Raw genomic sequence first — 14,146 nt, 5'->3', positions numbered from 1 at the left:
GTTCTCGTTTTTAGTTTATAAATAATAGTTGATAGAAATCTTATAATTCCTGCCAGGCATAGGATAAAAGCGTATTACCTCATAATTTTTGTTGGAAAGGTTCAACGCATCCAGTTGGATACGTAACTGATGCCGTTTCCAGGAGAATTTATGGGACAAAGATATCCCATGATCAGAATAAGGTTTAATACGATAACTGGGCAGGTTCTGTGCTAACGTATACCGCTCTGATGCATAAGTCAGATTATAGGACAAATTTATCCAAGGCAATTCAAGGGTAAAATTCCCACCACCGGAGTGGCGGGGTGTATACACAATCTGATTCCTCCAGGTCTTGGAATCCGGGTCAGTCACATCTTCGGCCTGCATAAAGCTGTAGTTTGCGGTCAAATAGCACTTCAACCACTCTGTCACACGAGCTTCAGCCGACAGATTCACATCCAGACCTATCGTTTCCACTTTCCCTACATTCGTCATTTTCCAAACAAACATGGTGGGAACAGCCACAATCTTATCTTTTACTTTATTATAATAAGTATCGGCCGACACACTAAGAAAGTCAAGAAAGCCCAATCTCGATCCGCTCCAAGTCACTCCGATATTTCCCTGCTTGGTTGTTTCCGGGCGCAAACTACTATTTCCTATTACCAAGTAATATAAATCATTGAACGTCGGGGTACGGAAAATATCCTTATAAGATGCCCGAAATCGCAATCCGGTTTCCTCAAAAGGCTTCCATGACACACTAAACGCAGGAGAAAGACGCTTACGGTCTGCAGCCGCCGTTCCAATACGCACATTTTCCGTAATATAGGTATTCAATAAAGAAGCAGTAGCCGTAAAAGAAGCACGTTGATATTGGGCAGCCAGGACCGTCAACAACGTATAACGCTGCGGAAACTGGCACTTTTCCAGATTCGTATGCAAATAGTTATACACAAAATCTTGTGCCAACGACAAAGAGAATCCTTTTCCCAAGTCTCCCCACAAAGTGGCAGACAAATAGGTCTCCGTCTGTCTATAACGGTCATCGGTGATACCTGAGGCCTCATCATTGTAATCCCGGTTCCAGCTATAATTGAACTTACCCGAAGCCTGAAGTTTAAGACGGTCGGAAAAACGGTTCTCATATCGGAATTGCCCGAAATAGTTTTTGTCAAAAAGTCGTTCTGCCGCATAGGGATTGTCATAAACCACACCTCCCGGCAATCCACGCTCCGAATCAAAAAGATAAGCTTTTACCTGTAAATCTTGTTTGGAAGTCAGGTTTGTATACAAGGTAGCTTCCGCACGGTAAGTCCGTATGTCACTATTATTCCGCTTACTGTCAATCAGACTGTTCCCATTCCACATTTTAAAGGGATAATTGCCGTCTGCCCGCAAAAAATCGCCATATACAGACAGGGATGTTTTAGCAGACAGGCGCTGATTGTATAATATGGAAGGATTTACCAAACCGAAAGAGCCGGCCTTCAAATTGGCATTGATATGATACGATGTTTCCTGGAAATCAGGTCGGGCAGTCTGAATGCTCAACACACCCGCAGAAGCAAAAGCACGTGCAGTCTGATAAATATCGTCACTCTGTCCTATCGTCATGGTGAGTTGGGACACGTTATCCAAAGAAAAGCGAGAGATGTCTACCTGACCTGACTGACAGTCACTGACAGCTACCCCATCATAAATCACTCCCGTATGCTGACTTCCCAAGCTACGGACAGAAATCGTTTTCAATCCTCCGATACCTCCATAATCTTTTACCGTCACTCCCGAAAAATGGCGCACGGCATCGGCTACTTCATGCACCCCCAGACGCTCCATTTCCATTTTTCCCATCACCTGCAAGGGGGAAGTAGCTTTCACGGCCTGAGGAGTCTTACGCACGCTCACCGTCACATCCGGAATCTGATGCACTTTTCCCGTAATGCTGTCCGAATCGGCCTGCTGTGCAAAAACACTCCCCACTCCTGTAAGGACACACAGGCACACGAGTATAAAAAAGCGATACCCGACCCTGAAAGCCGGTTCATTCCATCTTTTCATTTAAATTTTTAATTGTAATTCTACATTACGCACGTTCTTGCCATCCTTTCCTCGAGAATGCAAGCATGACTTCGTTTTGCAGGTCTTCTGACTTACTCCCGTTTGTCTTGCCTTCCCATCTTTCATTGAAAGACAGTGGCCTCGTAGTCGGTAGACAAACGTCGAAACGCTGGAGTTCACAGCAGCGGGACTGTTCGGGACTTTCACCCGATTCCCTTTTCATCCGTGATTTCGCCGAACGGAAATCCAAACGGAACAAAACATTGCAAATATACGGTTTTCTTGAAAAACAAAAATAAATTTCTACAAAATTATAGTACAATCCTTTTCTTCCTTACACATTCTTTGAAACTCCCTCACATATTCTTCAAAACACTTCCATAAATTCTCTGTTCCACTGTTTGGTTTTTGTATTTCACACTGTGAAATATATATCCCACACTGTGGTTTTTATATCCCACAGTGTGGGACAGAGAAATTATCCGGTAATTTTCATTTTCACACAAGGATGCCTGAAAAAAATGATACGGACGAACCAAAATAAAAAATCCACAAAAATTTTCATGAAAAGCCCTTATCCACAAAACATTTTCTTACCTTCGGACATTAATATTTACACAAACCTTTACTTTTATTAATCACTTAAGGCATTATGATTTTTACGGCAGAAAATATTTTGATGATTGGGTCAATCCTGATTTTTTCCAGTATTCTTATCAGCAAGACCGGATACCGGTTTGGAATCCCTACCCTCTTACTCTTTCTTGTGGTGGGAATGCTTTTCGGAAGCGACGGACTGGGATTGCAGTTCAACAGTGCTTCGGATGCACAGTTTATTGGTATGATGGCATTGAGCATCATCCTTTTTTCCGGAGGTATGGACACGAAATACGGCGACATCAAGCCAGTACTCACTCCGGGAATTGTTCTGTCGACTGCCGGCGTCCTGCTCACCACCTTGCTGACCGGTGTGTTCATCTTTTATATTTCCGACTGGAACCAGACCAACATCGAGCTGACCTTGCTCACGTCTCTGCTGCTGGCTGCCACCATGTCGTCTACCGACTCGGCGTCTGTGTTCAACCTGCTCCGTTCGCAGCGGATGAACCTGAAGCAGCATCTCCGCCCGATGCTGGAACTGGAAAGTGGTAGTAATGACCCGATGGCCTACATGCTGACCATCGTACTGATACAAGTCATCTCCAGCGGAAGCCATCCCGACTTTCTGCTCATCACGAAAGATTTGCTGGTACAGTTCTTTTTCGGAGGGGTTATCGGCTATGCCATGGGACGCTTCAGCGTATGGCTCATCAACCGCATCAACCTATCGAACAGCTCTCTCTACTCCATCCTTCTGCTCAGTCTGGTCTTCATCACCTTCACCATTACCGACCAGCTGAAGGGAAACGCCTACCTGGCCGTGTACATCATGGGCGTGATTTTGGGAAACACCAAACTGGCTTTCCGGAAAGAAATCAACACCTTCATGAGCGGACTGACCTGGCTCTTTCAGATTATCATGTTCCTCACCTTGGGATTGCTGGTCAACCCGCATGAAATGCTCGATCTGGCCGCAGTAGCCTTGCTGATTGGTGCCTTCATGATTATCGTGGCACGTCCACTCAGCGTATTCCTCTGCCTGCTTCCTTTCCGGAACATCACCGCCAAAGGCAAGCTGTTTGTCTCATGGGTCGGGTTGAGAGGAGCTACCCCCATCATTTTCGCCACCTACCCCGTACTGGCCGAAATCGAGGGTTCCCAACAGCTGTTCAACATTGTCTTTTTCATCACCCTCGTGTCACTGGTCATTCAGGGGATGACCATCACAAAGGCTGCCAAGCTGCTGCACTTGGACTTGCCGGCTCCCAAGGAAGGCAATGAATTTGGAGTGGAACTGCCAGAAGAAATCGACACCCGCCTGAACGACCTTACCCTGACACCGGAAATGCTGGCCACCCAAAACAAGCTGGCCGATATGCAGATTCCGAAAGGCACACTGGTGATGCTGGTAAAACGAGGCAGTGAGTTTCTCATCCCCAACGGGCAAATGGAACTGAAGCCGGGAGACAAGCTGCTGCTCATTTCCGAAAACAAACACAAGCCGGCTGATTAATCCTCAGCCAGCCTGCGTTTCAAGTATTCATAAAAGTCATATTGTGCCCGCACGTCGTCATTCCCCGGTTTCCGCTTGAAGACATTCTGCAGATGATTGTCCACCCAGCAGGCCTTCCGGTTGGCCGACAACTGGAGGTTCAGCATGTCGGTCAGTTCCTGACGGAGTTTTCCGTCCAGAATGGGAGTGACCGCCTCGATGCGGCGATACAAATTGCGACGCATCCAGTCGGGTGAACCGATAAATATTTTCGGGTCGCCCCCGTTGCCGAAATACCACACACGGGCATGCTCCAGAAACGTATCCACGATGCGGGTGACCCGAATATTCCGACTGAACGCCTCTCCGGGCACCAGACAACAAATTCCTCGAACAATCAAGTCAATCTGTACCCCCGCCTCACTGGCCCGATACAGTTCGTCAATCATGGCCGTATCCTGCAGGGCGTTCATCTTCAAGATGATTCGCCCAGGCTTTCCTTTACGCACTAAATTGATTTCTTCTTGAATCAACTGTTTAAGTTCCGGCAACAAGTTAAAGCGGGCAATCAGCAGACGTTTGAAATGAGGTTCCTTCAGCTCTTTTCTCAACACACGGAACAAGGTGTACATGTCTTCCACAATCTGCTTGTTGCACGTGTACAAGGCAATATCCGCATAAATTTTCGCGGTCTTCTCGTTGAAGTTCCCTGTACTTACATACGCATAGCTTCGCAAACGCTCCCCCTTGTCGTTCTCCCGAAGCACCAACGCCACCTTCGCGTGAACTTTCAACCCCGGAATACTGAAAATGATGTCAATCCCAGCCTTCCGCATCAGCTCTGCAGTCGCCAGATTATTCTCTTCATCAAAACGGGCCTTCAGTTCCACGAACACCGTAACATGCTTCCCGTTCCGGGCCGCCGCAATCAAGGCATTGATTACCTCCGAATGTTCTGCCACCCGATACTGCGTAATCATAATTTCCCGACAGAACGGGTCACGCACGGCTTCATACAGAAAACGGATGAAATGCTCAAAACTGTGATATGGGTAATAGAGCAGCATGTCGCGTTTGGCTATCCGCCGATACATGAAATGCTTTTCGTTCATCCCCGGCAAACACATCGGCTGCGGCTTGACCATCTGTGGAATATCCGGATTCGGGTTCGGCAGGAAGGACAGGTTTTCCAGGTTCAAATGCTTGTCGCCCGGCACGAGTTCCTCCCGGTTGATGCCCAGCGCTTCCACCAGCGCATCCAGAAACTCCTCCGGCATCTTCCGGTCGTACACAAAACGACAGATGGCCCCAATCTTCCGTTTCTTCACTTTCTCCTTCAGCTTCTCCACCATGCTTTCTGCCGGCACATCATCCACAAACACATCAGCATCCCGCGAAATCTTGCAACAATAGCTGCACTCCACCTCATAGCCTACAAACATTTCCTGCAAATTCGCCTTGATGATATCCTCCAGAAACATCAGATAATAATTTCCGTCATGAAAAGGCAATTCCACAAAACGGGGCACTTTGCTATACGGCATCTTGATGAGGTAGTAGTCCGACTTGTCCGCTCCTAGCTTCCGGACTTTCACCGCCAGATACAGCCGCTTGTCGCGCAAAAAGAAGCGTACGTTTTCCGGTTCCATCTTCATCGGCTGAAGATAAGGGAAGACTTCCTCCATGAAAAAACGGTGCACAAACTCCTTGTGGAAGTCCTCTACCTCACTCTTGCTCTGATAAAAGACAACATGGTTCCTCCGCAGTTCAGGAAGTATCTTCTGCTCATAAATGCGCACACGGTCCTCCAGCTGGCGGTTCACCACCTCCGTGATGCGCCGAATCAGGGCATGCGCCTCTTCTACCGTCATATCCTCACTCTTTCCCCCGGAGGCTACCGCCTTGTGTTCAGCCACACGCACCTGGTAAAACTCTTCCAGATTGGACGAATAAATCGAAATGAAATTGATTCTTTCATACAAAGGGAGGCTGTCATCGTCAGCTTCCAGCAATACACGATAGTTGAACGCGAGCCAGCTGATGTCGCGGTTGAAATATTTATAGTGGCTTTCCATACATAGAATTCTTCAAGGTTTGCTCAAATGTACTATCTTTGCCGGAGAAAAACAACAGAAAAATGAAAAGAATAGGACTTCTGTCCGATACCCATGGCTATTGGGACGAACGTTATCTGAAATATTTTGACACCTGCGACGAGATATGGCATGCCGGAGACATCGGCTCACAGGAAGTGGCCGACCGGTTGGCAGCCTTCCGCCCCCTGCGGGCCGTATATGGAAATATCGACGGTCAGGACATGCGCCTCCGTTTTCCGGAAATCAACCGTTTCCAGCTGGAAGGAACCGACGTACTGATGAAACACATCGGAGGATATCCGGGAAAATATGACCCTTCCGTCCGGCAGATTCTCGCCACGCAGCCCCCACAGCTGTTTATCAGTGGGCACTCCCATATCCTGAAGGTGAAATACGACCCTCGCCTGCACCTGCTGCACATCAATCCGGGGGCCGCCGGGAAATACGGTTTCCATAAGGTGCGTACCTTGGTACGCTTCTCCATAACCGACGGTAATTTCTCCGATTTGGAGGTTATTGAACTGAATGATTAAAGTTTGAAAAGTCTTGTCGCATTCAAAAATCTTTCCGAAATTTGCACTCAAAATAGAAAAACGATATGAAAACTTATCTAGTTACTGGAGCTGCCGGATTCATCGGAGCCAATTATATCAAATATATCCTGGCCAAGCATGATGACATCAAGGTAATCATTCTGGACGCTTTGACATACGCTGGAAACCTGGAAACCATTTCATCCGACATCGACAATGAACGCTGCTTCTTCGTAAAAGGAAACATCTGCGACCGCGACCTGGCCGACCGGCTGTTTGCTGAGTACAAATTTGACTACATCGTGAACTTCGCCGCCGAGAGCCATGTGGACCGCAGCATCGAAAATCCGCAACTCTTCCTGCAGACGAACATTCTGGGCACACAAAACCTGCTGGATGCCGCCCGCCGTGCATGGGTGACCGGGAAAGACGAAAACGGCTATCCTACGTGGAGAAAAGGAGTCCGCTTCCACCAGGTATCTACCGATGAGGTGTATGGTTCTTTGGGAGCAGAAGGTTATTTCACCGAAGAAACGCCTCTTTGCCCGCACAGTCCGTACAGCGCTTCCAAGACCAGTGCCGACCTAATCGTCATGGCATATCGGGATACCTACAAGATGCCGGTGACCATCAGCCGCTGTTCCAATAACTATGGTCCGTATCACTTCCCGGAAAAACTGATTCCGCTCATCATCAAAAACATTCTGGAAGGAAAAAGACTTCCCGTATATGGCAACGGAACCAACGTGCGCGACTGGCTGTACGTGGAAGACCACTGCAAGGCTATCGACATGATTATCAACAAGGGTAAAGACGGAGAAATCTACAATGTAGGCGGACACAACGAGAAGCAGAACATTGAAATTGTCAAACTGACCATCGCCACCATTCATCGGATAATGACCGAGCAACCTGAGTATCGGAACGTGCTCAAAAAGAAAGAAATGACTGCCGACGGACAAATCAGCATTGACTGGATCAACGATTCACTGATTACCTTTGTCAAGGACCGGTTGGGACACGACCAGCGCTACGCCATCGACCCTACCAAGATTACCCGCGAACTGGGATGGACGCCCGAAACCAAGTTTGAAGACGGTATCGTCAAAACCATCAAATGGTATCTCGACCACCAGGCATGGGTAAAGAACGTCACCAGTGGGGAGTACCAGAATTACTACGACAACATGTACAAGAATCGCTGAAAAGCAAATTCTCTATCACTTCATAGAATGTCATTCCGGAAAGCAATTTCCAGAATGACATTTTTTATTTCCACTCATTTGTTTTCATTTTATCTATCTATACAAATAAAATAAAATCATTTTGATAAGTTATTTCACATTTCGCTTGCATATTTACGAAATACACCTATCTTTGCAAGCAAAACAAACAATTAAAGAAATAAACAAATGAGTTACCTTATAAAACCTGTCGGCTACAAGCCGTTGCTTGACATGAAGCAAACCGAACTGGGTATCAAGCAGATTAAAGAATTTTTCCAGCAGAACCTTTCTTCCGAACTTCGCTTGCGGCGTGTAACCGCTCCTTTGTTCGTCCTGAAAGGAATGGGTATCAACGACGACTTGAACGGTACGGAACGTCCGGTCACCTTCCCGATAAAGGACCTGGGCGACCAGCAGGCGGAAGTGGTTCATTCACTGGCCAAATGGAAGCGACTGACTTTGGCCGACTACCAGATTGAACCGGGTTACGGTATCTATACCGACATGAACGCGATTCGTGCCGACGAGGAACTGGGCAACATCCACTCCCTGTATGTGGACCAGTGGGACTGGGAACGGGTTATCACGCCGGAACAGCGGACAGTAGATTTTCTGAAAAGCATCGTGACCCGCATCTATGCGGCCATGCGACGCACGGAATACATGATTTGTGAGATGTATCCGCAAATCAAATCCTTCCTTCCGCACGACGTGCATTTCATCCACTCGGAAGATTTGTTGCAGATGTACCCCGACAAGACTGCCAAGGAGCGTGAGAACCTGATTACCGAACGTTTCGGGGCTGTATTCATCATCGGTATCGGCAACAAGCTGAGCAACGGACAACCGCACGACCTGCGTGCTCCCGACTATGACGACTATACCACCATCGACCCGAAGACCGGACTGCCGGGACTGAACGGAGACTTGCTGGTATGGAACGACGTACTGCAGCGCGCTTTCGAAATTTCTTCCATGGGTATCCGTGTGGACAAAGCTGCCATGCTCAAGCAGCTGGAACTGGCCGGAAAAGAGGAACGTACCAAACTTTATTTCCACCAGCGCCTGCTGAACGATACATTGCCGCTCACCATCGGAGGAGGTATCGGACAGTCACGTCTGTGCATGCTTTACCTGAAGAAAGCCCATATCGGAGAAATCCAAGCCAGCATCTGGCCGGAAGAGATGCGCAAAGAATGTGCACGTCTGGGCATGCAGCTCATCTGATACAAACACACACTATTATAAACTTCCCCTTGTTTCCACTCCACGGAGAGCAGAAGCAAGGGGATTCATTTTTTCAGAAATAATCTGTTCGATTTCAATTACCAGTTGATGGGTGTCTCGCCATGAGCCACCAGATACTCGTTGGTACGGCTAAAATGCTTGTTGCCGAAGAATCCATTGTAGGCCGACAAAGGCGAAGGATGTACGGAAGTCAACACCAGATGCTTGTTGCGGTCGATAAAAGCTCCCTTCTTCTGGGCATAAGAACCCCACAGGATAAATACCAGATGTTCTTTCTGCTCAGCCAATACCCGAATGGCCGCATCCGTAAACTCCTCCCAACCTCTCCGCTGATGGGAACCCGCCTGATGCGCCCGTACCGTCAACGTAGCGTTCAACAGCAGTACCCCCTGCTCTGCCCACCGGGTCAGATTCCCGCTCGCAGGCATCGGAGTACCCAAATCATCATGAATCTCCTTGAATATATTCTGCAAAGAAGGCGGAAACGGTACCCCGTCATTCACCGAAAAACACAGTCCATGCGCCTGTCCCGGTCCGTGATACGGGTCCTGCCCGATAATCACCACCTTCACCTTATCAAAGGGACAAAGGTTGAACGCATTGAAAATCAACCGTCCGGGAGGATATACTGTGGTCAGCTTGTATTCCTGGCGGACAAAATCCGTCAGCCGGACAAAATAATCCTTTTCAAACTCCGGGGCCAACGCCTTTTTCCATCCTTCTTCTATCTGTACATTCATACTATTTAAATGATTAATCCCAAAGATTCAACTTGTTTTTCTTCGCTTCTTCCAGTGACACCGTCTTCACCACTTTCTGCTTGTTCTTGTCGCGCAAGGCCTGATACTCCTCGTTCAACGCCTCTACAAAGGCCGGACGTTGTTCCGGATTCAGCAGTTTGGCAGCCACCAGCGCATTCTGCGAAGCATCTTTCATATACACTACCGGCGCATGATATACGGGCGCAATCTTCAAGGCCGTGTGCAATTTCGAGGTGGTTGCCCCTCCAATCATCACCGGCACATCCACTCCCGCACGCTGCAGTTCCGTCACCACATGCACCATTTCCTCCAATGAAGGTGTAATCAGTCCGCTCAACCCTACGATATCCACTTTTTCCCGGATAGCCGTCTCCACAATTGTCTCTGCCGGCACCATCACACCCAAATCGATAATCTCATAGTTGTTGCACGCCATGACCACCGATACGATGTTCTTCCCGATGTCGTGCACGTCGCCCTTCACCGTGGCCACCAGCACCTTTCCGGCACTACGGGCACCCTCCTCCTTTTCCGCCTCGATATAAGGCTGGAGAATGGCTACGGCCTTCTTCATGGTCCGCGCCGTCTTGACCACCTGCGGCAAGAACATCTTACCCGAGCCGAACAAATCGCCCACATGGTTCATGCCCGCCATCAGCGGACCTTCAATGATGCTCACCGCATTCGGATAACGGGAAAGCGCTTCCTGCAAATCCTCTTCCAGGTAGTCCGAAAACCCTTTCACCAGTGCATACTGCAGCCGTTCTTCCACCGTGGTATCTTTACGCCACAGCAACTGAGCCTCATGTCCTTCCTGCGAAGCCGTTCCTTCCTTTTCCCGTTTCAATTGTTCCGCCGTTTCAATCAGCCGTTCCGCCGCATCGGGCCGGCGGTTCAGCACCACATCCTCAATCCGTTCCAGAATATCCTGCGGAATGTCCGTATAAAGCACGGAAGTGGCCGGATTCACAATGCCCATGTCCATACCCTGCTGAATGGCATGATAGAGGAACACCGCATGCATGGCCTCACGGATATAATTGTTGCCGCGGAATGAGAACGACAAGTTGCTCACTCCCCCGCTCACATGTGCTCCCGGCAGATGCTTGCGTATCCATCCGGTAGCCTGAATGAAATCGACCGCGTAATTGTTGTGTTCTTCGATACCCGTCGCCACGGCCAGCACGTTGGGGTCGAAGATAATATCGTGAGGGTTAAATCCTACCTTATCCACCAGAATACGGTAAGCCCGTTCACAGACCTCAATCTTGCGGCTGAAGGTATCGGCCTGCCCCTTCTCGTCGAAAGCCATGACAATGACAGCCGCCCCGAGCTCTTTTACCTCACGGGCATGTGCCACAAACACTTCCTCCCCTTCCTTCAAGGAGATGGAGTTGACAATGCATTTACCCTGCACACACTTCAGTCCCGCACGAATCACTTCCCATTTGGAAGAATCAATCATGAGGGGCACACGGGCGATTTCCGGTTCCGAAGCCACCAGGTTCAGGAAGGTGGTCATCTCTTCTGCCGCATCCAGCAGTCCATCGTCCATATTGACATCGAGAATCAATGCCCCATCTTCCACCTGCTTGCGGGCGATGGACAAAGCCTCCTCGTATTTCTTCTCGTTGATGAGTCGGAGAAATTTCCGCGAACCTGCCACGTTGCAGCGTTCACCCACATTCACGAAATTGATTTCGGGTGACACCTCCAGCAGTTCCAGTCCCGACAGCCACATATACTTGTGCGGCTGCACCGGCACGCGAGGCTGTACCCCCCGAATCAAATCTTGGTATTTGGCAATATATTTTTCCGTGGTACCACAACATCCACCGATGATGTTGACCAGTCCTTCGTCGATATATTCCTTCACTTCGGCTGCCATATCTTCCGGCGTCTGGTCATACTGTCCCAGCGTGTTCGGAAGTCCGGCATTCGGATATGCACTGATATAATAAGGTGCACGGGCAGCCAGTCTTTCCAGGAAAGGCTTCAACTGACGGGCCCCGAACGAACAGTTCAGTCCGATAGAGAAAATATCCGCATGTTCCACTGAAGCCAGAAACGCATCCAGTGTCTGTCCCGACAACGTACGACCGCCTACATCCGACACCGTAACCGACAGCATCAGAGGCACTTTCCGACCCGTTTTCTCCATCGAAAGTTCCGCCGCCCGAATCGCCACCTTGGCATTCAGCGTATCGAAAATGGTTTCGATGAGCAAGGCATCCACCCCGCCTTCCAGCAAGGCTTCCATCTGCTCGCAATAAGCCTCCTGCAATTCGTCGAAGGTCAATGCCCGGAAAGCCGGATTGTTCACATCCGGACTCATGGAACACGTCTTGTTGGTCGGCCCCACAGAACCCGCCACAAAACGAGGCTTCTCCGGATTCATCGCCGTAAACTCATCGGCCATCCGACGGGCCAGACGGGCAGCTGCCAGATTGATTTCCCGGCAATAGGCCTCCACGTGATAGTCGGCCATCGACACCGAAGTGGCATTAAACGTATTGGTTTCGATTATGTCGGCTCCCGCTTCCAAGTATTTCCGATGAATGTCTTCTATCACCTCCGGACGCGTGAGGCACAACAGGTCGTTGTTTCCTTTCAGCTGTCCCTTTGCCTCCTTGAAACGTTCCCCACGGAAATCCGCTTCCGAGAGATTATATTGCTGTATCATCGTACCCATCGCCCCATCGAGCACCAGGATACGTTCCCGTATCAGTTGTTGTATTGTCTTTGTCTGCATAGGCATGCCTACCCTTTAATCGTTTAGTTTAGCGTTTGAACATGCGGTCCATCATCCGCCGGTCTTCTTTCTCTTTCAATGTCTGACGTTTGTCATACTGTTTCTTACCCTTGGCCAGCGCAATGACCACCTTGGCCAGTCCACGCTCGTTGATATACATGCGGGTAGGCACAATGGTAAAGCCCGGCTCCTCGGAGGTGCGCTGCAGTTTGCGCAGTTCCTTCTTGGTCAGCAGCAGCTTACGGTCGCGCCGCGCCGTATGGTTGTTGTACGAACCGTAAAAATACTCGGCAATGTGCATGTTCTTCACCCACAGTTCCCCACGGGAGAAGAAGCAGAACGTATCTACCAGACTCGCCTTCCCTTGCCGGATGGACTTGATTTCCGTACCGGTCAGCACGATTCCTGCGGTGTACGTATCGATGAATTCATAATCGAACGATGCCCGCTTGTTTTTGATATTAATATTATTTGCAACTGGTCTCATCAATTCAAAATTACAGACAATTTATTAAACACAAATTCAATCATCACCGGAGAAAGTAATACCAAAATGGAAGCTACCACAGTGTAAGAAGTCAACCTGCTCTCCGGAATATCCAGAAAACGCCGTGCCCCTTCAAACACCACCACTACGGTGTACAGCTGCAGAATCCAGTGAAGAATCTCAATGGAAATCAACCCGTTGACCACATCGAGCACAAACAAGACCGTCATGGAATAACCCACAAACACCTGCATTTTCTCCGTTGGCACATACTTGTCGAACCATCTCCAGGTAATTTTATCCAGCAGATAGGAAGCCAGGAAAAATCCTCCAAACAAAGCCACGGCCACGGCACAACAACGTGTCAGTGCCCATTGAAAGAACTCTGAGCTGACATCCCGTCCGATAAATGTCCCGACAAACTCGGCCAACCCGCACAATCCAATCAGCGGATAGACATATTCCGACATCATCCGGTTTCCTTGCCCTTGGGAAACTTCTTTTTCCCAGAAACGACCGGGCGAGGAAAGCAAAAATGCCATTTTATTGAACAATTCTTTATAATTCATTCCCAATTCTTTTCATTATGCGACGAAATGAATTGCAAATTTACAAAAAAGTATGAGATAAAGGAAAGTAGAGGTTATCTTTTCAAGCTATTTAAAAGTCTGACACTCTTAAAAAGTAAAAGCTTTTCCGGTGAGGAGATACGAAGAAATAAGAAGATTTTCAAAGACTTTTGAAGACCGTTCCAAAACGTCCTTGCGTTTCAAGCAAAACGCACTTACGTTTTATCCAAAACTCTTTGACGTTTTCATCCAAACGTAAGGACGTTTTGGAACGAACGTAAAGGCTTTGCAAGACACATAAAAAAACTGCATGGCAACCCGTCTTGTGTCGACTTCCTG

Annotated in this window: 10 protein-coding genes and 1 riboswitch; of the genes, 4 read left to right on the top strand and 6 right to left on the bottom strand. The window is 48.6% G+C overall.

Annotated elements, in window-relative coordinates; genetic code table 11:
- Positions 1-15: 15 nt before the first annotated feature.
- The gene (locus tag OIM59_RS01830) at positions 16-2,043 is read right to left on the bottom strand and encodes a TonB-dependent siderophore receptor (RefSeq protein WP_299174240.1); all 2,028 of its coding nucleotides are present in this window, start codon (positions 2,041-2,043) and stop codon (positions 16-18) included.
- A gap of 59 nt (positions 2,044-2,102) precedes the next feature.
- A riboswitch (cobalamin riboswitch) is annotated at positions 2,103-2,319 on the bottom strand.
- Positions 2,320-2,695: 376 nt separating this feature from the next.
- Between OIM59_RS01830 and OIM59_RS01825 the strand changes: the two genes are divergently transcribed.
- The gene (locus OIM59_RS01825) at positions 2,696-4,156 is read left to right on the top strand and encodes a potassium/proton antiporter (RefSeq protein ID WP_299174243.1); all 1,461 of its coding nucleotides are present in this window, start codon (positions 2,696-2,698) and stop codon (positions 4,154-4,156) included.
- On the opposite strand, the gene OIM59_RS01820 is transcribed toward OIM59_RS01825, so the two are convergent.
- A complete protein-coding gene (locus OIM59_RS01820; RefSeq protein WP_299174246.1) occupies positions 4,153-6,210 on the bottom strand; it encodes an RNA degradosome polyphosphate kinase in 2,058 nt (685 codons plus the stop codon). The genes OIM59_RS01825 and OIM59_RS01820 overlap by 4 nt on opposite strands.
- A 62-nt stretch (positions 6,211-6,272) precedes the next feature.
- Between OIM59_RS01820 and OIM59_RS01815 the strand changes: the two genes are divergently transcribed.
- The 3 genes from OIM59_RS01815 (at position 6,273) to asnA (ending at position 9,217) form a co-directional block, all read left to right on the top strand.
- The gene (locus OIM59_RS01815; protein WP_299174249.1) at positions 6,273-6,764 is read left to right on the top strand and encodes a metallophosphoesterase; all 492 of its coding nucleotides are present in this window, start codon (positions 6,273-6,275) and stop codon (positions 6,762-6,764) included.
- 65 nt (positions 6,765-6,829) lie between these two features.
- Positions 6,830-7,969, top strand: a complete 1,140-nt coding sequence (gene rfbB, locus OIM59_RS01810; protein ID WP_288353398.1) for a dTDP-glucose 4,6-dehydratase — start codon at positions 6,830-6,832, stop codon at positions 7,967-7,969.
- Positions 7,970-8,176: 207 nt separating this feature from the next.
- A complete protein-coding gene (gene asnA / locus OIM59_RS01805) occupies positions 8,177-9,217 on the top strand; it encodes an aspartate--ammonia ligase (RefSeq protein WP_299174252.1) in 1,041 nt (346 codons plus the stop codon).
- Between the two features lie 98 nt (positions 9,218-9,315).
- On the opposite strand, the gene OIM59_RS01800 is transcribed toward asnA, so the two are convergent.
- Genes OIM59_RS01800 through OIM59_RS01785 form a run of 4 tightly spaced genes read right to left on the bottom strand, consistent with a single transcriptional unit; the run spans position 9,316 to position 13,807 of the window.
- Positions 9,316-9,978: a uracil-DNA glycosylase gene (locus tag OIM59_RS01800; RefSeq protein WP_299174254.1), complete on the bottom strand. Its 663-nt coding sequence runs from the start codon at positions 9,976-9,978 to the stop codon at positions 9,316-9,318.
- Positions 9,979-9,991: 13 nt separating this feature from the next.
- Positions 9,992-12,751, bottom strand: a complete 2,760-nt coding sequence (metH, locus tag OIM59_RS01795; protein ID WP_299174256.1) for a methionine synthase — start codon at positions 12,749-12,751, stop codon at positions 9,992-9,994.
- A 28-nt stretch (positions 12,752-12,779) separates the two neighbouring features.
- Positions 12,780-13,238: an SsrA-binding protein gene (smpB, locus tag OIM59_RS01790; protein ID WP_022354222.1), complete on the bottom strand. Its 459-nt coding sequence runs from the start codon at positions 13,236-13,238 to the stop codon at positions 12,780-12,782.
- Positions 13,238-13,807 carry a Yip1 family protein gene (locus OIM59_RS01785; protein ID WP_299174259.1) on the bottom strand — a complete coding sequence of 190 codons (570 nt, stop codon included), beginning with the start codon at positions 13,805-13,807 and terminating at the stop codon, positions 13,238-13,240. The genes smpB and OIM59_RS01785 overlap by 1 nt, the downstream gene beginning before the upstream one ends.
- Positions 13,808-14,146: the final 339 nt, after the last annotated feature.

This window comes from Bacteroides mediterraneensis (assembly GCF_025993685.1).
In the GTDB taxonomy this organism is placed as follows: Bacteria; Bacteroidota; Bacteroidia; order Bacteroidales; family Bacteroidaceae; genus Phocaeicola; species Phocaeicola mediterraneensis_A.
This window is presented reverse-complemented; position numbering and strand designations above follow the sequence as displayed.